An 18,689-nucleotide genomic window follows, 5' to 3' on the forward strand; every position below is an offset into this window, starting at 1 on the left:
TCAGGCCGGACCGTCGATCAGTTCGACCCGCAGCGTCTTGCCGATGGCGGCGGCGGCTTTTTCCATGGTCAGCAACGTCACGGAGGGATTGTCTGGATCGAGCAGGCGGTCCAGTGCGGAGCGACTCGTGTTCATTGTCTTGGCGAGCGCCGACTTGGTCAGGTTTTCTTCTTTCATAGCCTCGGCAAGTTTCCATGCCAGTACACGCTTGATGGCAATTGCCTGCGCTTCGGCAAGAAGTCCTTCTTCTTCCAGCAGGTCGTCGAGGCTCGACCCGAGATGAATGTTCTTCTTGGCCATTTTACTCTTCCACTTCCTTCTTGCGTTTTCGGGCGAGGTCCAGATCGGGTTTCGGCGTCTTCTGTGTTTTCTTGATGAAGCCGTGCACGAGCACCATTTTTCCGCGCCTTACGAAAAAGATTACGCGCGCGATGCGCCCATTCGTCAGATTGGTGCGGACTTCATGCAGTCCATCGCCAAGCGGTCTGCATGTCGGCATGCCAATGGGCCAGCCGAATTCCACAGTCTTGATATCGGCGCCGATCAGTAACCGGTCTGCCTTGTTCAGACCCTTCAGCCAGTCTCGAACGGGTTCCGCTCCCCGCCCGGTCCGGTAGAAAATGGCGGGTATCCGCTTGACTGGCGTGGATGGCATATTGATTTGTACCTATTTTGGTACTATTTGGCAAGGGGGATTTTTGTTCAACTGCATTTCGAATGCCCGCAGGAGGGGCATGTCTCGCAGCCTTCCTGTTTGATCATGCCATAGGCGCCGCAGCGCGGGCAGGGATTGCCTCGCGGGCGGCCGTCGTTTTCGCCGACTGCTTTCTGCATCGCCTCGGTGATCGGCTTGCCGTCCTTTGCCGCGATGAAGCCGGTGTCGATCATGTGCTGTTCGATGACGCCGCCGATGGCCGCCAGCAGGCTCGGCACGTAGCGGCCTTCCATCCAGGCGCCGCCGCGCGGGTCGAACACGGCTTTCAGTTCCTCCACCACGAAGGTCACGTCGCCGCCCCGGCGGAAGACGGCGGAGATCATCCGCGTCAGCGCCACCGTCCAGGCGTAATGCTCCATGTTCTTGGAATTGATGAAGATCTCGAAGGGACGCCGGCGTCCGTCCTGCACGATGTCGTTGATGGTGATGTAGATCGCATGGTCCGATTCCGGCCATTTGATCTTGTAGGTAAAGCCGGGAAGGATCTCGTCGCGCTCCAGCGGCTGCCACATGCGCACCACGCCGTCCTCGCTCGCAGGCGTCGTCGCGGGCGCGGCGGGCTGCGCCGCCGGTTCCTCATCCGCCGTCAGCACGGAGCCGCGCACATCGCTCGGGCGATAGGTGGTGCAACCCTTCAATCCCTTCTCATAGGCATCCGTATAGACGCCCTTGAAGGCCTCGAAGGAAATATCGGCGGGCACGTTGATCGTCTTGGAGATCGAGCTGTCGATATAGTCCTGCACCGCCGCCTGCACGGCGATGTGCTCGGCGGGGCTCAGCGTTTGCGCATTGACGAAATAATCCGGCAGTTCCGCCTTGTCGCCGAAGCGGGCGTGATACTGCTCCACCGCATAGTCGCGCACGCGTTCCTCGCGATGCGAACCGTCCGGCAGCAGCACTTTGCGCGTATAGCCATAGGCGAAGACGGGCTCGATGCCGGAGGACACATTGCCTGCGAAAAGCGAAATCGTGCCGGTCGGCGCGATGGAGGTGACGAGCGCGTTGCGGATGCCGTGTTTGGCGATGGCCTCGCGCACATCCTCGTCTAGCGTGGCGATGGTCTCGCCCGCCAGATAGGCGTCCGCGTCGAACAGCGGGAAGGCGCCCTTTTCGGCGGCGAGATCGACCGAGGCGAGATAGGCCGCGCGCGAAAGCCTGTGCATCCATTTGCGGATGAGCGCCACGCTCTCGTCCGAACCGTAGCGCGTCCGGCACATGATGAGCGCGTCGGCGAGCCCCGTCACGCCGAGGCCGATGCGGCGCTTGGCCTTCGCCTCATGTTCCTGCTCGGGCAGCGGAAAGCGCGAGACGTCCACCACATTGTCCATGGCGCGCACAGCGGTGCGTACCAGCGCGTCGAGTTCGTCCTCGTCGAGCGCGGCATCGTCGCCGAACGGATCCTTCACCAGCGCGGCGAGGTTGATCGAGCCCAGCAGGCACGCCCCATAGGGCGGCAGGGGTTGCTCGCCGCAATTATGCAAATAAAGGCCATTGGCATCGAATGCGTTGATTCCCGGAATTTCGCAGTCGAATACATCGGCTTCGCCGATCGCATCGAGGGCGACGACACGCGCCAGAAATCTCTCGCGGTTTGGTTCGCGCTTGTATTGGCTGAGTGCGGAGGCCAGCCGTGCGAACTTGTCGGTGTCTTCAAAACCGACCCTTTCCGCAAAGCGCCTCAGATTGGAACCGGAAATGACGAGTTCGTGGTCGGCATTGCACCAGTATTCTTTTTCTCCGCCATGTCCGTCGGGTAGGCGGCGCGGGCCGGCCATGCGCCGGTCGCGGAAGATGCGGGAGATGATACCGAGGCGGGCCAGCATACGCTGCGTCGCCGTCAGTGTTTCGAGCTTGGAGGAAGCCAGTCTTACGCTCACGCCCTTTTGCTGGTCGCCTTGTACGCTGCCATCCGCATCGAAGAGCCCGCGGAGGAATCCGACATGGAAATCCGACGAGGATTGTTCGATAGCTGGCGTCACGTTCTTCGCGCCCGGCGCGAGATTCATTTCGGCGGCAAGCTTTTTGAGCGCGCCAGAAGCAAGACGCCACTCATTGCGGCCTTCGACGCGCCACCAGCCGCTGAAGTCGCTGCGGTGGGGCATGGCGCGGGCTGCCGCTTCCGCTGCCTTCATGATGCCCGTCGTGCCGATTGGTGCAGACGTTTCATTGGCGACGAGTGCGGGTTGCCATACGCTGAGCACCGCCTTGTCGGCTTTCAACGTGCCATCTCCCACTAGCAGGCCGAGAAGATAGCCTTCACTCTCGGATCCCGTCCCATCCCATGTGGAGGCGTCTGTATGATCATGAAGAATGATCTCGTCACCAGGAATCAGTTCGGAGGTTTTGCACCATTGCGTGTCGATCGACCAACGCGTACGTCGGGTCACTTTCAAAACCGGGTGATCCGCGGTCAGCGAAACGGAAAACCCTTCTTCAGTTCGAAGCGAAAAGACACTTTTGCGCCCGGTACGGAAGAACCCTCTGTCACTACTTCTCCAGGCCTCTCCGTTCACGCGGGCGCTGAAGTCCGTGCCCACAAGATCGCCCGCGCGACGAGGGCCTTCCTCGGTCATAATCCATGTATCGGCTGTCACACAGGGGTTCGTCGCCTGGATCGTCTCGGCGTAATAAAGATTGTTCTTCTTGTTGATGCGGTCGATGAAGATCACGCCCGGTTCGGCATAGGCATAGGTCGCGGCGATGATCTTGTCCCAGAGTTCGCGCGCCTTCAGCGTGCGGAAGACCGTGCCGTTGAAGGTGAGGTCCCAATCCGCATCCGCCTTCACCGCTTCCATGAACGGATCCGTCACCAGCACGGAGAGGTTGAACATGGTGAGGCGGCCCGGTTCGCGCTTGGCGTCGATGAAGGCTTCGATATCCGGGTGGTCGCAGCGCATGGTCGCCATCATCGCGCCCCGGCGCGAGCCCGCCGACATGATGGTGCGGCACATCGCGTCCCACACATCCATGAAGGAAAGCGGGCCGGAGGCATCCGCCCCCACGCCATGCACGGGCGCGCCCTTGGGGCGCAGCGTGGAGAAGTCGTAGCCGATGCCGCCGCCCTGCTGCATGGTCAGCGCGGCTTCCTTCAGATTGTCGAAGATGCCCGCCATAGTGTCGGGCACGGTGCCCATCACGAAGCAGTTGAAGAGCGTCACATCGCGCGCGGTGCCTGCGCCCGCGAGAATGCGGCCCGCCGGCAGGAAGCGGAAGCCCTCCATCGCGCCATGGAACTTCTCCGCCCATTCGGCGCGCTTCTCAGGCGCTTCGGCGGCCGCCAGCGCATTGGCGACACGCTTCCATGTGTCCTCGACGGTGAGGTCCACAGGCGTGCCGTCCTGCGCATGCAGGCGGTATTTCATGTCCCAGATCTGTTCGGCGATGGGTTTCATAACGCTAACCTAAACCCGGTTCTGTCACCGGTCGATGAATGAATGTTCTTGTATCGTTCCCGCGCGCCGGAGTCTAATCCGCCGCTTCCGAGAGTGCCGGGGTTTTGCCCCTTGCCTCGGCCACCAGTTTCGCGGTCGCCGGTTCGATGCGTTTTTCCAGTTCCGCCATGAACGCCTTGCGGTCGAGGCCCGGCGGAATGGGGTCGAGGAATTCGATCACGATGGTGCCTGGGCGTTTCGCAAAGCCGCGTCGCGCCCAGTAGATACCTGAATTCACCGCCACCGGCACGCAAGGGACGTCGAGCTGGCGGTAAAGCGCGGCTACCCCCGGCTTGTAGTCCGGCGCGGCGTCGGGCGCCATGCGCGTGCCTTCGGGAAAGATCAGGACGGGCCGTCCCAGCCCCAGCGCGGCCTTTGCCTGCGCGATGAGCTTGCGGATGGCCGCCGACCCCGATCCACGGTCGATGGCGATCATGCGCGTCTTCAGCGAGTACCAGCCATAATAGGGGATCATCAGAAGTTCTTTTTTCATCACGATGGCCGGATCGCGCAGCAGGGTCGTCGCGATGATCGTGTCCCACATGGACTGGTGCTTGGCCGCGACCAGCACCGCGCCCTCCGGTATGCGCCCGCGCACCTCGTAGCGCGTGCCCGCGCAGACCCGGAGCAGGAACATGGTAAGGCGGGACCACAGGTTCATGGCCCGAACCGTCCAGCCGCGCGGCGCCAGAAAGAGCGGCGTGGCGAGGATGCACATGATGATGGACATCAGCCAGAAGGACAGGTTGAAAAAGGTCGAGCGAAGCCAGAGCAAGGAAGTACGCCCCTTCGTTTTCCTCCCGCTAGCGCGCGCGCAGATGCGTCAGCGTCAGCAGATATTTGGTGTATTCCGATACGAGCAGCCGCGTGGTGCCGGGATAGTTCCACCAGCCGTCGAGATGCAGCTTATCCTGAAATACCGGATGGGGCATGATTTCGACACCCGGCATGGCGCGTCTGAGTTCCAGCCGGGCGCGCGGCAGGTGATAGGTGCTCGTCACCAGAATGATCGAGCGGTAGTCGCGTTTATGCACCCAGTTGGCGGTCTCCTCGGCATTGCCGATGGTGTCGATGGCCTGCCAGCCGATATCGATGCAGCAATCGAATTTTCCCCGGTCGCCGCCGACCAGCGCGGCAAGCTCCCTGGCCTTCACTTCCGGGTTCACGCCGCTGATGAGCATGCGCTTGGCGCGGCCTTCGACGAGCAGCCGATAGCCTTCCGCGATGCGCTCGGGCCCGCCCGTCAGCACCACGATGCCGTCGGCCTTGCCGTCATTGGCCGCGGGCGTCCGGTCGATCAGCGCGGTGAAGACGAAAAAGCCGCCCACGTAAAGCGCGAGCGCCAGCGCCGCCAGCCCGACCACAAGACGCAGGAAGGGGCGGCGCGGCCCGTCCGGTCCGGGCGGCGTCTGGCGGTTCTCGCCTGCTTTCCCTGTGGCGCTGGTTCGGGCCAATGATGCCAAGTCCTTGTCGGCTCTGAGAGAATTCTAACGTCGCAGATATTAACATGGAATGCGCGGGCCGCAGGATAGGCGCAAAAGCGCGCAATGCCGCATGGATTTCGATCTCAGAGCATATGTTCCAGCTCGCGCATCACGGTGATGCGGGCGGTCAGCACCGCGACCAGTGCGGAGGCAATCGGCACGGCCAGCAGGATCGGGTAATGGGTGAGCTGCAATCCCGTGACCGGCATCAGGAAGAGCGCGCCATTGTCGCCCGCGAATGACAGGACGACGAAGGTCAGCACGGACAGGGCGAGCCCCGCAATGCCGCCCCTGAGCCCCAGATGCAGGAAATGGTGCTGCACCTCGCGGGCGATGAAGCGGTCGCGCGCGCCGATCAGGTGGAGCACTTCCACCACATCCCGGTTGGCGGAGAGGCCCGCCCGCGTCGCAAAGACGACGATGGCGGTGGTGGTCGCTGCCACCAGGCCCAGCACCGCATAGGCGAGCCACAGCACGGCATGGGCGGCGCTGATGATTTCGGCCTGCCATTGCCGGTGCGTGTCGAGCAGCGCGCCGGGCGCTACCGCCGCGACATTGATCGCCAGTGCCGCGAGGTCGGGTGGCGAGGCGGGGTCGATCGTCACATCCACAAGCTGCGGGATGGGCAGGTCGTCGGTCACATTGCCCTTGCCGAGCCAGGGTTCCAGCAGCTTCGCCGTTTCGCTGCGGGTCACGGGACGGGCGCTCACAATGCCGTTGGTCTGGCCCAGAAGGCTCATCACTTCGGAAAGCTGTTTGTCCGGCTTCATCTCGGGCGAGGGTTTGATTTCCACGGTGAAGGCGCCGGACAACTGCCCCGTCCATTCCGCCGCCGCATGGCCGACCGACAGCGCCGCGCCCAGCGTCAGGCTCGCCAGAAAGCACATGGCCGCGATGGCGAGGATGAGGGGCAGGCCGGTTGCGCCGCCCGAGGGCATGATGGAGCGCGTTTCGACGAGCAGCGAGACGAGCCGGCTGCGCCCCGCCTTCTCCTCGTCATGGAAAGTCGGGGCGGGGTCGCGGCCCGGGCGGCCCGGCCGGGCGGGACGTTGGGAGGTATCAGCCACGGATCGACAGCCCTCCCTCTTTCAGCACAAGCTCCGGCGCGCCCGCCGCTTCCACGAGGCTGCGATCATGGGTGGCCAGCAGCACGGAGGTACCCAGCCGGTTCAGTTCCACGAACAGGCGGAGCAGGCGCTGGCCCATTTCCGGGTCCACATTGCCGGTCGGTTCGTCGGCCAGCAGCACATCGGGCTGGCCCACCACGGCGCGCGCGATGGCGGCGCGCTGCTTTTCGCCGCCCGACAGCGTCGGCGGTTTGGCGTGGATGCGGTCGCCGAGCCCGACCCAGGCCAGCAGTTCCATCACATCGGCGCGCCAGGCGCTTTCCGGCTGGCCCTGAATGCGCAGGGGCAGCGCCACATTTTCGTAGGTCGTCAGATGGTCGAGCAGCCGGAATTCCTGGAACACCACGCCGATGCGTCGTCTCAGCGCCGGCATCTCCTTGCGCGGCAGGGTGGCGATGTCCTGACCGAACATGGTGATGAGCCCGCGCGAGGGGCGGACGGCCAGAAACATGAGCTTGAGGAGCGAGGTCTTGCCCGCGCCCGAAGGGCCGGTGAGGAAATGGAAAGAGCCGGGCGCGAGCTCGAAGCTGACATCCCGGAGCACTTCCGGCCCCATGCCGTATCTCATGCCGACATTTTCGAAGCGAATCATGGAGGAGACGGTATCACGGATCGGCAGTGGGGCGGGTCGCGCTGAAACGCAATAAGCCGCAGTTTCCATCGTGAAAACGACGTGCATTTAACGCGGCTTTAACCATGAGGGGCCATTCAATAGGCTTGAGGTGCAAGGAGGCGTGGCGAGGGTGCTGCCGCGCGTCCGTCTTTCCGCCATTTGGGCAATCCATCGCAGCAAGATCCGGATGATTATCACCTGTCCGCATTGTTCGACGCGCTACCCCGTGAAACCCGGTGCCTTCGCCTCGGGACCGCGCAAGGTGCGTTGCGCCAAATGCGGCCATAGCTGGGAACAGCAGCCGCTGGAAGAGGGCGAGACGCCGTCTGCCGGCGCGACGCCCGCCACGGAGGCCGAGCCGGTCAAGGGGCCTGCCCAACCCGTCTTCAAGCGGGAGGCGGAGAAGGACAAGGCCGCGGCGCGCCAGCCGCGACAGGTCGAAACGACGACCGAGGCCGGCGAAAGCACCACGGGCGGACGGATCCGCAGCTTCGTCCATGGCGCGGCTGCCGTGCGCCGGGTGCGTTTCCTCACCATTCTCGGCTGGATCACGCTCATCATCTTCCTCGGCGGCACGCTGGGGGCGGGCTGGGTTTTCCGCAACGAAATCGCCTCGCTCTGGCCCGCCACGGCGGATGTCTACAAACTGACGGGGCAGGACATCAATCTGCGCGGGGTTGAGTTTCACAAGGTTCGCTATGAGCGGCAGGAGGTGAACGACCTGCCGGTGCTCGCCATCATGGGCGAGGTGGTGAATGTGAGCGACGAGCCCCGCGTGCTTCCGCGTCTGCGCATCGGTTTGCGCAACGAGAAGAAGAAAGAGATTTATCACTGGACCTTCGCGCTGAAGGAACGGTCGCTGAAGCCGGGCCAGTCGGTTCCTTTCGTCACGCGGCTCTCGAGCCCGCCTGTCGAGACGCGGGATGTCGAGATCCGTTTCGACAATGGCGCCTCCTCGCCGGCGCCCGCCGAAAAGGCGCCGTCCGGGGCGGCACCGGATGCGGCGGCCGAAGGCGACCATCCGCCCGCCGATGGGCCGGGCGGCGAATAGGAACGACCGGATGACCGAAACAGGCGATCGTTCCGCGCATATCACCGTCCTCATGACCGCGGAAGAGATCGCCGCGCGCAATACCGTGCTGGCGGCGGAGATCGTCGCCGAGATGGGGCGCGCTCCGCTCATCATTCCCGTTCTCAAGGGCAGTTTCATCTTCGCAGCCGACCTTTTGCGCGCGCTTCACGATGCGGGCGCGGCGCCGGATATGGATTTCATTTCGTTGTCGAGTTACGGCGCCGGCACCAGGTCGCTGGGCGAGGTCAAGATCGTCCGCGATACCGAAGTGCCGATCAAGGGTCGTGATGTGCTGCTGGTGGACGATATTCTGGAAAGCGGCCGCACGCTCGCCTTTGCCAAGGATTTAATGATGGCGCGCGGCGCGAAGAGTGTCCGGACCTGCGTCCTTCTCCACAAGAAAGACAAGCAGGCGGTGGACATTACCCCCGACTTCACGGGCTTCGATTGTCCCGACCGTTTCGTCATCGGCTATGGCATGGATGTCGCCCATGCCTATCGCCAATTGCCGTTTGTCGGCTATCTCGAGGAATAGGTCATGGCGCGGATACTGGTTGCCGAAGACGAGCCTGCCGTCCAGTCCTTCATCACCCGCGCGTTGCGGGGTGCGGGACATGAGGTCGACGCCGTGTCGGACGGGTCGGAAGCGCTGGAGGCGCTCGCCCGCGCGATGGAGGCCAAGACGCCTTACGAGCTCTTGCTGACCGACATCATCATGCCGGTAATGGACGGCATCTCGCTGGCGCTTTCCGCCTCGCGCCACGCGCCGGGCATCACCATCCTGCTGATGACGGGCTATTCGGACCAGCGCGAGCGTGCGCATGGTCTCGATGCGATCATTCACGACATCATGCTGAAGCCCTTCACGCTGGAAGAGCTGGTGACGCAGGTCGGCGCGGCGCTGGCCTCGCGGGGTTAGCAAACCCTTTCAACTGAAAACGGCGTGTCATCCCGGCACTTGTTGCCGGGACCCATTAGCCCTTCGACAAGCGGAGACGAGAGTGGGTCCCGGCTTTCGCCGGGATGACGCTGAAAATTCAAAACCGCTTCAGGAGCCTGTCCAGATAATCGAGTTCTTCCTGCGGGCGGTTGAGTTCGCCCGCGCGGCGGCGCAGTTCCTGCAGAATTTCGCGCGCCTGCTGCACGCCGAGCTTGTCGGGCACGCTGACGCCGTCGCCGAGATCCATCGCGCCGGGTGAGGGGCGGCCGAAGGGGTCGGTCCGGGCGGTGCCCTTGCCGCGGCCTTTGCCGCCCCGGCCCTGCATCAGCTTGTCGGCAAGCCCTTGCGCGCCGGCGCGCATCTGCTCGATGGCCTGCCCCTGCGATGAGGTCGCCCGGTCGGCGCGGCCCGCTTTCAGCCGGCCTTCGGCGTCTTCCATGGAATTGTCGGCCTTGCCGAGCGCGTCCGGCGTCTTCACGCCGTTTTCGTTCAGCTGCTTCAGCACCTTGGCAAGCTGGTCGCGCAGCGCCTTCTGTTCGCCTGCAAGCCCCTCGAGGTCGGGCGCCTTGCCGCCTCCCTTGCCGTGCTCGTTCATGCCGCCCTGGCCCATACCGTTTTGGCCCATACCGTCCTGGCTCTGGTCGCCCTGCTGCGGCATCCCCATGGAATCGAGGCCCTTTTGCGGCGGCTGTTGGCGGAAGGTCTTGTCCATCAGCTCCTGCTGACGGCGGATGAGGCCGCCCATCTTGTCCACCGCTTCCGACATGGCCTTGTCGCCGGGCGACATGGGGCCTGCCTGTTGGGGCATTTGCAGGTTTTCAAGCACGGACTGCATTTGTTGCAGCATGGCCTGCGCCTGTTGGCGCGAACCGGAGCGGGCGAGGTCGCCGATATCGCCCAGCATCTTTTCCAGCTCCTCGCGGCTGATGCTGCGGCCGTCGGAGGGGAATTCCGTCTGCCGGTCGGCGGTCTGGTTCTGCTGCGCAGTCAGCGCGTCCATATAGCGGTTGAAGGCTTCCTTCAGCTTGGACATGAGGTGCTGAAGCTCGTCGTCGCCCGCACCGTTTTGCAATGCGTCGGAGAGGGCCTTTTGCGCATCGCGCAGATCACGTTCGGCCAGCGACAGGTCGCCATCCTCGATCCGGAGCGCGATCGACCAGAGCAGGTCGTAAATACCTTTCATGTCCTCGCTGCGCTGGGCGGTCGTCAGCCGCCAATAGGCGGTCCTGAGGCCCATATAAACGCCCGGATCGGAAATGGTTTTTTCCGGGTCATGCGCAAAGGCGTTGAGGAAACGGGCGACGCGGGCCGTGCTGCGCGGATTCTCGGCGAGAAGGCGGCGTTGCTCGACGATGGCGCGGGCCAACGGTTTGGTGAACCGGCGCTCGGGAATGGTGAATTCGATGCTGCGGGAATGGCCCTGCTGGCCGGCATCGTCGGTCGCCACCAGCGTCATGGTCGCCTTGAGGCCCGCCCAGGGGTGGCTGCGCAAATCCGCCCAGGTCTGGCCGTCGGCGTCTTTCGGCCGCGCGCCGGGGAGCGGCAGGCGGATATCGGGCGGCGCCACGGCGGGCGCGGCGGGGATGAGGGAGTCCACCATGTCGCTGAGATCCGCGCTGTCCGCCGTGTCGGCCTTTTTCTTGTCCCTGGCGTCTTCGAGGCGGATTTCGGCCTTGGCGGAGGCGATGCCGTAATCGTCCTTGGCGATATAGGCGATGTTGATCGCGCCGGAGGCGGCCTTTTTCGGGTCGGTCTTGAAGGCGATATAGGGCGCTTCGTCCGGCGTCACATTCACCTTCCAGCTATCCATGATGCGGCCCGCGCCCGTCAGCGTGATCTCCGCGCTCGTCATCAGCTTGCGGTCGATGGCGTGGCTGCCGGGCGAGACTTCGGAAAGCGGTTCGGGTTCCGCGCGCTCGCCGTTTTCCACGGTGAGGGCGGGATAGGCCCGCATGCCGTTCACGCGAAGCGAGAGGATGCTGCCCTGCGGCACGGTGATATCCGTCTTGCCGGTCTTGTCGGGGCCCGTGCCGCCGGTGAGATAGATGGGCGGGGTGCCGGTATAGGCCGGTGGCGAAATCCAGGCTTCGATGACGATGTTGCGGGCAAGCGAGGCACCGGGCAGGAAGGCGGAGATGAGGCGCGGCCCCGCATCCCGCCCGCCCGTCCAGACGGCGACGAGCAGCAGCAGGACCACCGCCGCGCGCAGGCCGAACGGGTCCTGGCCTGCGATGCGCGGCGCGGGCAGGCCGACGCGCAGATGGCTCAATCGCTTCGCCAGCCAGTTGCGATGGGCGCGCCACAGGGTTTCATCGCCCGTACCGCCCGCCTGCATGTCTTCGAAGGTGGAGAGAGGCCGATGGGAAAGGCCGGAGGCGGTTTCGATCTGGCGCAGCGCATCGTGCCGGTTCGGCCAGCGGAAGTCGCGGAAGCCGCGCCACAGCGTCAGCGCGAGAAGGACGCCGAAGATGGAGAGTGCCAGCCAGTGCAGCCAGAGCGGCGCTTCCTCGAAGAGGCCGAACAGCGCCAGCGAGACGAAAAATCCGGTCAGCGCCGCCGCCCGCCAGAGCGCGGGCCAGAGCGCTTCCCAAAGCAGCGTCGCCCGGGCGAGCGCGATACGCCGCTCCACGCGGCGCGGCAGTTTTTCGGGCTTCTCGCTTTCGGGCCTGTCGTTATCGGGATTGCCGTCGGGGCGTGCCAAGCTTTCGCCTTTCGCGCGTCGATGGATGAGGCCGTCGGGCCCTCCCTCGCGCCTCAGTCGGAGAGCCAGTCCGGCATTATATCCTGTCTCAGCATTGCGTCATAACTGGGGCGTGCCCGGACCTCGGCGAAATGCTCGCCGCGCACCAGGATTTCGGGCACGAGGGGCCGCGTATTGTATTCGCTGGCCTGCACCGCGCCGTAGGCGCCTGCCGACATCACCGCCACCAGGTCGCCCGCCTTCAGACGCGGCAGCCGCCGCTTGCGGGCGAAGGTGTCGCCCGTCTCGCAGACGGGACCGACCACGTCATATTCGACCTCTTCCGCGCCGGGCGCAGGCTCGGCCACGGGGCGGATTTCGTGGAAGGCGTCATAAAGCGTCGGGCGGATGAGATCGTTCATGCCCGCATCGACAATCAGGAAGGTGCGGTCGTCGCCCACCTTCTCATAGATGACGCGGGTGACGAGAATGCCCGCATTGCCTGCGATGAGGCGGCCCGGCTCGAAGGTCAGCTCGCAATCGAGATGGCCGAGCGTGCGCTTCACCATGGCGGCATATTCGTCCGGATGCGGCGGCAGGTCGTTGTCACCGCGATAGGGGATGCCGAGCCCGCCGCCCAGGTCGATGCGGGTGATGTTGTGGCCGTCCGCCCTCAGCGCTTCCACCATTTCGCCGACGCGGGTGAAGGCGGTGGAGAAGGGTTCGAGATCGGTCAACTGGCTGCCGATATGGACGTCGATGCCGGAAATCTCGATACCGGGCAGGGTGCGCGCATGGGCATAGACGGCGGGCGCGCGGCGCCAGGAGATGCCGAACTTGTTTTCCGCCTTGCCGGTCGCGATCTTCTCATGCGTCTTCGCATCGACATCGGGGTTCACGCGCAGGGCGACGCGGGCGGTCTTGCCCATGCCTGCCGCGACGCGCGAAATCGCATCGAGTTCGGGTTCCGATTCCACATTGAACTGGTCGATGCCCACGTCCAGCGCGAAGGCGATTTCGGCGTCCGTCTTGGCGACGCCGGAAAAAACGATCTTCGAGGCAGGCACGCCGGCGGCCAGCGCACGGCGCAGCTCGCCTTCCGACACCACATCCGCGCCCGCGCCGAGGCGGGCCAGCGTGCGGATGACGGCGAGGTTGGAATTGGCCTTGATCGCATAGCAGATGCGCGCCTTCTGGCCCTTGAACGCCTGCGAGAACACCTCGTAATGGCGTTCCAGCGTGGCGCTCGAATAGCAATAGAAGGGCGTGCCGGTCGCGGCCGCTATGTCGGGGACGGAGACGCCTTCCGCGTGAAGGACGCCGTCGCGATACTCGAAATGGTTCATGTGTCTTGCCGGTTGGGGCGCGTCAGTTGCTCTGCGCTGCCGGATCGTAGGGATTGGCCTTCATGCTCGGATCGTGCGAAATGGAGCGCATATCGATCGGATCGTCGCTTTCCGGCGCATCCACCGTCTGCGCGCTCTCATCCGCCGGCATATGGGATTCCTGGCCCTCGGGCAGTTGGAGCGGGCCTTTCTTGCCGCATCCGGCGAGCGCAAGGCCGAGGCCCAGAATAAGGCCTGCCGTCACCAATGTGCCGCGGTTTTTCATTGCGCTCTCCCCTTGCCCCGCATTCATGCGGATCAGCCGCTCAGGACTGTCCCAGTTCCTTGCGCCAGAAAGCCGCCATCTGCCGCACATTGTCCGGCGCCGTGCCGCCGAAACTCGTTCGGCTGGCAACCGAATTCTCGACGCCAAGCACCGAATATACATCTTTCGTGATGCCCTGTTCCACCGCCTGCATCTCTTCCAGCGTCAGCCCGTCGAGATCGCATCCCTTGGCTTCGGCCTTGGCGACGAGGCTGCCCGTCACATGATGGGCCTGGCGGAAGGGCAGGTTCAGCTCGCGCACCAGCCAGTCGGCGAGATCCGTCGCGGTGGAAAAGCCCCGCGACGCTGCCGCCTTCATCGCGGGCGCGTTGATGGTCAGCGTGCGGACCATGCCGGTCATGGCCGCCAGCGACAGCGACAGCGCGTCGAGTGCGTCGAAAGCGGCTTCCTTGTCTTCCTGCATGTCCTTCGAATAGGCGAGCGGCAGGCCCTTCATCACCACGAGGAGCGAGGTCAGCGCGCCGATGACGCGGCCGGATTTCGCGCGGATGAGTTCGGCGGCGTCCGGATTGCGCTTTTGCGGCATGATGGACGAGCCGGTGGTGAAGCTGTCCGGCAGCCGGATGAAGTCGAAGCCCGGCGTCGACCAGATCACGATTTCCTCAGCCAGCCTTGAGAGATGCATGGCCGCGATGGAGGCTGCCGACAGCGCTTCCAGCACGAAATCGCGGTCGGATACCGCGTCGAGCGAATTGCGCGTGGGGCCGTCGAAGCCGAGCGCCTTTGCGGTCATCTCCCGGTCGATCGTGAAGGAGGTGCCGGCGAGCGCCGCCGAGCCCAGCGGGTTCAGGTTAAGGCGCTTTCGCGCATCTTGCATCCGGCCCCGGTCGCGCGCGGCCATTTCCACATAGGCGAGGCAATGATGGCCGAAGGTCACGGGCTGGGCCGTCTGGAGATGGGTGAAGCCCGGCATGATGGCGTCGGCATGGGCTTCGGCCTTTTCCAGCAGGGCGAGCTGGAAATCCTTCAGCTGCCCGTCCAGATGGTCGAGCGTGTCGCGGACATAGAGCTTGAAGTCGGTCGCAACCTGGTCGTTGCGTGAGCGCGCCGTATGGAGCCGGCCCGCCGCCGCGCCGACAAGCTCGGTCAGGCGCGATTCCACATTCATGTGGATGTCCTCGAGCTCGCGGCTGAAGGCGAATTCGCCCGCCTCGATCTCGGCCAGAACCTTGTCCAACCCTTCGATAATTTGATCGGCATCGGCCTTTGAGATAATTCCCTTCTCGGCCAGCATCGTGCAATGCGCTTTCGAGCCCCTTATATCCTGGGCGAAAAGGCGCTGGTCGAAACCGATGGAGGCGTTAATTTCCTCCATGATCCGGTCGGGGCCTTCGCCAAACCGGCCGCCCCACATCTTGTTGCTCATGCTCGCTTCTCCGGGAGCTCTCCGTCAGACGGTCAGGTTCTTCGAGAAGAGGCGTATAAGGCCCGGCAAGGCCGCCAAGGAAGTCGAGGAAGACATATGTCCCAGAAATCCCGCAACCTGCCGAAACTCGCCGCCGCCTTCGTCGCCGCCGCGGTACTTGTCGTTGCCGGGATATACTTGATCGTCGGTCCCTTAGGCAAATCCGGCGCGGAGGGCGAGGCCGGGCCTGCGGGCGTGCCGAACCCGCATTATGCGGCGCTCGAGGCTGCCGCCACCGGCGAGGTCGCGGCCTTCGTGCCCTCGAAGACGCTGAAGCCGGTGCCGGATGTGGTCTTTCAGGACGGTAAGGGCAAGCCGGTCAAACTCTCCGATTTCCGCGGCAAGACGCTTCTTCTCAATGTCTGGGCGACCTGGTGCGCGCCCTGCCGGGAGGAGATGCCCGAGCTCGACAAGCTGCAGGGTGAAATGGGCGGCGACAGCTTCCAGGTGCTGGCGCTCAGCGTGGACCGTCAGGGGCTCGAGCGGGCCCGCGATTTTCTGGACAATACGGTAAAGGCGCAGCATCTCGCGCTCTATAACGACCCCAAGTCGAGCGCCAATTTCCAGCTTCGGGCCGTTGGCCTGCCGACCACGCTGCTGGTCGACCCGCAGGGCCGGGAGATGGGCCGGATTTCCGGCCCCGCGCCCTGGGACGGCCGGCAGGCGCTGGCGCTGATCCGCGCCGCGCTCGGTCAATGATCGGGAAATCAGACGGATCTTACTCGGCCCCGACGGCAGCCAGTTTCGGGCCGGAATCACGGAATTGTAGCGAGTAGAGGTGGGCGTAGAGCCCGCCTTCGGCCAGCAGCTCGTCATGCGTGCCGGACTGCATCACCTCGCCCCTGTCCAGCACATAGATCCGGTCCGCATTGCGCACGGTGGAGAGGCGATGGGCGATGACGACGGTGGTGCGGCCTTCCATCAGCCGGTCGAGCGCTTCCTGCACCTTGGCTTCGGCCTGGGCGTCGAGTGCCGAGGTGGGCTCGTCCATCAGCAGGATGGGGGCGTCGCGCAGCATGGCGCGGGCAATGGCAATGCGCTGGCGTTGGCCGCCGGACAGGCGCCCGCCGGCTTCGCCGACCTGGGCTCCATATCCCCCCGGCAGCTCGTGGATGAATTCGTCGGCATTCGCCATGCGGGCGGCTTCCTCGATCTCGTCGTCGCTTGCGCCCGGCCGGCCATAGGCGATGTTTTCGCGGACCGTGCCGGCAAAGAGGAAGGTCTCCTGCGTGACGAGTGAGAGGTTGGAGCGAAGCGAATTGAAGGTCACCTCGCGCAGATCCTGCCCGTCGATGGAAATGCGGCCTTCCTGCGGATCGAAAAAGCGCTCGATCAGGCCGAAGATCGTGGTCTTGCCCGCGCCGGACGGGCCGACCAGCGCGGTCACCGTGCCCGCGCGCATTTCGAGGGAGATACCGCGCAATGCGGGCTGCTCGCCATATGCAAAACAGACATTGTCAAAATCGATATGGCCGCCCGCGCTGACATCGAGCGAGTGAGCGTCGGGCGCTTCTGTGATGGCAGGCTTGGTGTCGAGCAGATCATAGAGCCCTTCCACCAAGACCATGTTTGACGACAATTGGACGTTCAGCCTCGCCAGTCTTTTGGCCGGTTCGTAGGCCATCAGAAGAGCGGTGATGAAGGCAAAGAAACTGCCGGGATCTGTTCCCTGAGCAATCACGCTCCAGCCGCCATACATGATGATGATCGCAACGGCGAAACCGCCGAGCGTCTCCATCAACGGACTTGTCATCGCGTTCATCCGGGTGATCTTGTTGGCTCGGTCTTCGACCTGCTCCACGGCCTTGCCCATACGGCTTTTCATTCGCTCTTCAAGAGTGAACGATTTCACAATCCGGATGCCGACCGCGGTTTCCTGCACCGCATTGACGATTTCCGCAATGGACTGCATTTCGAGGCGCATGATCTTCTTCACGCGCTTGACGAGCCGGGCGACCCCCATGACGGCGAGCGGCATGATGATGAGCATCACGACCGACATGAGGGGATCCTGGAGAACCATGACTGTCGTGAGGGCGATCACAGACAGTACGTCTCGTCCGAGGCTTTGGACGACAAGGTCGATTACAGTCCTCGCCCCCTGAGCGTGGTACGACAAAACCGTAGTCAGATCGCCGATGGCCTGGGTGTCGTAAAAACTTAAAGGTTGCCTCAGCAAGTGGGCGAACACGCGTTTTTGCAGCGTCGCAACAATGTTATTGCCGATACGTTGCAAGAGAAGCTGCTGCCCATAGGTGGAGACGCCCTTGATCGTGTAGATGGCGATCACCGCCCCTGCGATGATCCAGACCATCGCCTCTTCCTTGTGCACGAATATGCGGTTGATCACGTCCTTCATGATCCAGGCGCTGGCGCCGGTGGTCGCGGCCACCAGCCCCATGAGGATGAAGGCCACCGCGTAGGCGGGGATGTGATTGCGCACATTCTCGGCGAACAAGCGCTTTATAAGGGAGAGAGAACTTTCCGGACGCCCGAAGAGTTTGTGTGCAATCCAGGCTTTGAACGTTTTGGGGTCGCGCGCCATTTCGTCTTCTGCGCTTGCAGGCGCGTGGGTATTCGAGTTGTCGGATTTTTTCAGGAGTGAAAGGGCATCGAGCCGTCCGAAGGCGGCGGCCTGCCGGTCCCTGTCGAACTTGAGAGAAGCCAGCGCAAGGCGCTTGATGGCCTTCCGGCGCTCTTGTTGCAGGTTATAGGGGTGACCGTATTTCTCACGCACATAGACGGAGGAGCGTAGGCGTTCGCGTTCCTTGAAGCGGGTCAGCTCTTTGGATGACCCGCTGGATTTCCCGAAGGCGTGATGGACAATGGCAGCAGGCTCGTAGACGAGAGACCAGCCCGCCTGTGTCAGGCGCAGGCAAAGATCATCGTCCTCATGATAGAGAAAGATGTTTTCATCGAGCCCGTTGACTTGTTCGAACGCCTCGCGGCGGCAGAGCAGGGCCGCACCGGTAAGGAGCGGCACGCAACTGGCATATTCGGGTTCTGCCGGCCAGTGCGCGTTGCCGTCGAAAGGGTGAATCACGGATTTGTGCCGCCAGACGCTGCTGCCGGTTTCGTCGACGAGTTTCGGTCCCACGATTGCCGCGTCCGGAAAGCGTCGGGCCGTCTCCATGAGCGTGTCGAGCGCGCCGGGCGCCAGCCTTGCATCGGGATTGAGGAGAAGCAGAAACTCGCCGTGCGCAATCTTCGCACCGATATTGTTTGCCTTGCAGAAGCCGAGATTATTGGCGTTGGCCACGCATCGGGCACCTGAGGCGCGGGCAATTTCGAGCGAATCGTCCGAGCTGGCATTGTCAACGACAATTACTTCCATGCTTTCGGGGAGTGACGCCAAGGCTGCGCCCAGAACTGCGGCGCTGTTATGGGTTACAATTATGGCAGTCGCCAAGGGAGCGGTCATTTCGTCAGGGTACTCTGCTTTCCGGGAGCATGGCTCGGTTTATCGCAATCATGCCGTCTGCCGGCATGATCTACAATGCCCTCATTTTGCCACGGCCTAATCATCAATATTATTCTGGAAAAATGGATTG

General features: G+C 63.6%; 16 protein-coding genes. 4 read left to right on the top strand and 12 right to left on the bottom strand.

Annotated elements, in window-relative coordinates; translation table 11 throughout:
• From FHS78_RS08525 to ftsE, 7 genes are all read right to left on the bottom strand, one after another.
• Entirely contained in the window at positions 1-300 is a 300-nt protein-coding gene (locus FHS78_RS08525; protein WP_167093176.1) for an XRE family transcriptional regulator, read from the bottom strand.
• A gap of 1 nt (position 301) precedes the next feature.
• On the bottom strand, positions 302-655 hold the full coding sequence (locus FHS78_RS08530) for a type II toxin-antitoxin system RelE/ParE family toxin (protein ID WP_167093177.1): 354 nt from the start codon (positions 653-655) through the stop codon (positions 302-304).
• A gap of 47 nt (positions 656-702) precedes the next feature.
• On the bottom strand, positions 703-4,107 hold the full coding sequence (locus FHS78_RS08535; protein ID WP_167093178.1) for an LAGLIDADG family homing endonuclease: 3,405 nt from the start codon (positions 4,105-4,107) through the stop codon (positions 703-705).
• Positions 4,108-4,180: 73 nt separating this feature from the next.
• Positions 4,181-4,921 carry a lysophospholipid acyltransferase family protein gene (locus FHS78_RS08540; RefSeq protein WP_167093179.1) on the bottom strand — a complete coding sequence of 247 codons (741 nt, stop codon included), beginning with the start codon at positions 4,919-4,921 and terminating at the stop codon, positions 4,181-4,183.
• Positions 4,922-4,949: 28 nt separating this feature from the next.
• On the bottom strand, positions 4,950-5,600 hold the full coding sequence (locus FHS78_RS08545; RefSeq protein WP_167093180.1) for a YdcF family protein: 651 nt from the start codon (positions 5,598-5,600) through the stop codon (positions 4,950-4,952).
• Between the two features lie 113 nt (positions 5,601-5,713).
• Positions 5,714-6,697, bottom strand: coding sequence for a cell division protein FtsX (locus FHS78_RS08550; protein WP_167093181.1), 984 nt, complete (start codon positions 6,695-6,697; stop codon positions 5,714-5,716).
• The gene (gene ftsE, locus FHS78_RS08555; protein ID WP_167093182.1) at positions 6,690-7,349 is read right to left on the bottom strand and encodes a cell division ATP-binding protein FtsE; all 660 of its coding nucleotides are present in this window, start codon (positions 7,347-7,349) and stop codon (positions 6,690-6,692) included. The genes FHS78_RS08550 and ftsE overlap by 8 nt, the downstream gene beginning before the upstream one ends.
• 208 nt (positions 7,350-7,557) lie before the next feature.
• Between ftsE and FHS78_RS08560 the strand changes: the two genes are divergently transcribed.
• The 3 genes from FHS78_RS08560 to FHS78_RS08570 are packed head-to-tail and all read left to right on the top strand — an operon-like array spanning position 7,558 to position 9,361.
• Positions 7,558-8,421 carry a zinc-ribbon domain-containing protein gene (locus FHS78_RS08560; protein WP_167093249.1) on the top strand — a complete coding sequence of 288 codons (864 nt, stop codon included), beginning with the start codon at positions 7,558-7,560 and terminating at the stop codon, positions 8,419-8,421.
• A gap of 10 nt (positions 8,422-8,431) precedes the next feature.
• Positions 8,432-8,977 carry a hypoxanthine phosphoribosyltransferase gene (hpt, locus tag FHS78_RS08565; RefSeq protein ID WP_205305251.1) on the top strand — a complete coding sequence of 182 codons (546 nt, stop codon included), beginning with the start codon at positions 8,432-8,434 and terminating at the stop codon, positions 8,975-8,977.
• A 3-nt stretch (positions 8,978-8,980) separates the two neighbouring features.
• Positions 8,981-9,361: a response regulator gene (locus tag FHS78_RS08570; protein WP_167093183.1), complete on the top strand. Its 381-nt coding sequence runs from the start codon at positions 8,981-8,983 to the stop codon at positions 9,359-9,361.
• Positions 9,362-9,479: 118 nt separating this feature from the next.
• Here FHS78_RS08570 and FHS78_RS08575 read toward each other — a convergent pair whose 3' ends face one another.
• From FHS78_RS08575 to argH, 4 genes are read right to left on the bottom strand one after another with little or no spacing between them, the layout of a single operon-like run.
• A complete protein-coding gene (locus FHS78_RS08575; protein ID WP_167093185.1) occupies positions 9,480-12,083 on the bottom strand; it encodes a TIGR02302 family protein in 2,604 nt (867 codons plus the stop codon).
• Between the two features lie 53 nt (positions 12,084-12,136).
• Positions 12,137-13,408 carry a diaminopimelate decarboxylase gene (gene lysA, locus FHS78_RS08580; RefSeq protein ID WP_167093187.1) on the bottom strand — a complete coding sequence of 424 codons (1,272 nt, stop codon included), beginning with the start codon at positions 13,406-13,408 and terminating at the stop codon, positions 12,137-12,139.
• Positions 13,409-13,430: 22 nt separating this feature from the next.
• Positions 13,431-13,673 carry an LPS translocon maturation chaperone LptM gene (gene lptM / locus FHS78_RS08585; RefSeq protein WP_167092700.1) on the bottom strand — a complete coding sequence of 81 codons (243 nt, stop codon included), beginning with the start codon at positions 13,671-13,673 and terminating at the stop codon, positions 13,431-13,433.
• Between the two features lie 40 nt (positions 13,674-13,713).
• The gene (gene argH / locus FHS78_RS08590; protein ID WP_167093189.1) at positions 13,714-15,099 is read right to left on the bottom strand and encodes an argininosuccinate lyase; all 1,386 of its coding nucleotides are present in this window, start codon (positions 15,097-15,099) and stop codon (positions 13,714-13,716) included.
• A gap of 96 nt (positions 15,100-15,195) precedes the next feature.
• Between argH and FHS78_RS08595 the strand changes: the two genes are divergently transcribed.
• Positions 15,196-15,837 carry a TlpA family protein disulfide reductase gene (locus FHS78_RS08595; protein WP_167093191.1) on the top strand — a complete coding sequence of 214 codons (642 nt, stop codon included), beginning with the start codon at positions 15,196-15,198 and terminating at the stop codon, positions 15,835-15,837.
• A gap of 19 nt (positions 15,838-15,856) precedes the next feature.
• Here FHS78_RS08595 and FHS78_RS08600 read toward each other — a convergent pair whose 3' ends face one another.
• Positions 15,857-18,559, bottom strand: coding sequence for an ABC transporter transmembrane domain-containing protein (locus FHS78_RS08600; RefSeq protein ID WP_246220395.1), 2,703 nt, complete (start codon positions 18,557-18,559; stop codon positions 15,857-15,859).
• Between the last annotated feature and the right edge of the window lie 130 nt (positions 18,560-18,689).

The organism is Parvibaculum indicum (genome assembly GCF_011762095.1).
GTDB lineage: Bacteria > Pseudomonadota > Alphaproteobacteria > Parvibaculales > Parvibaculaceae > Parvibaculum > Parvibaculum indicum.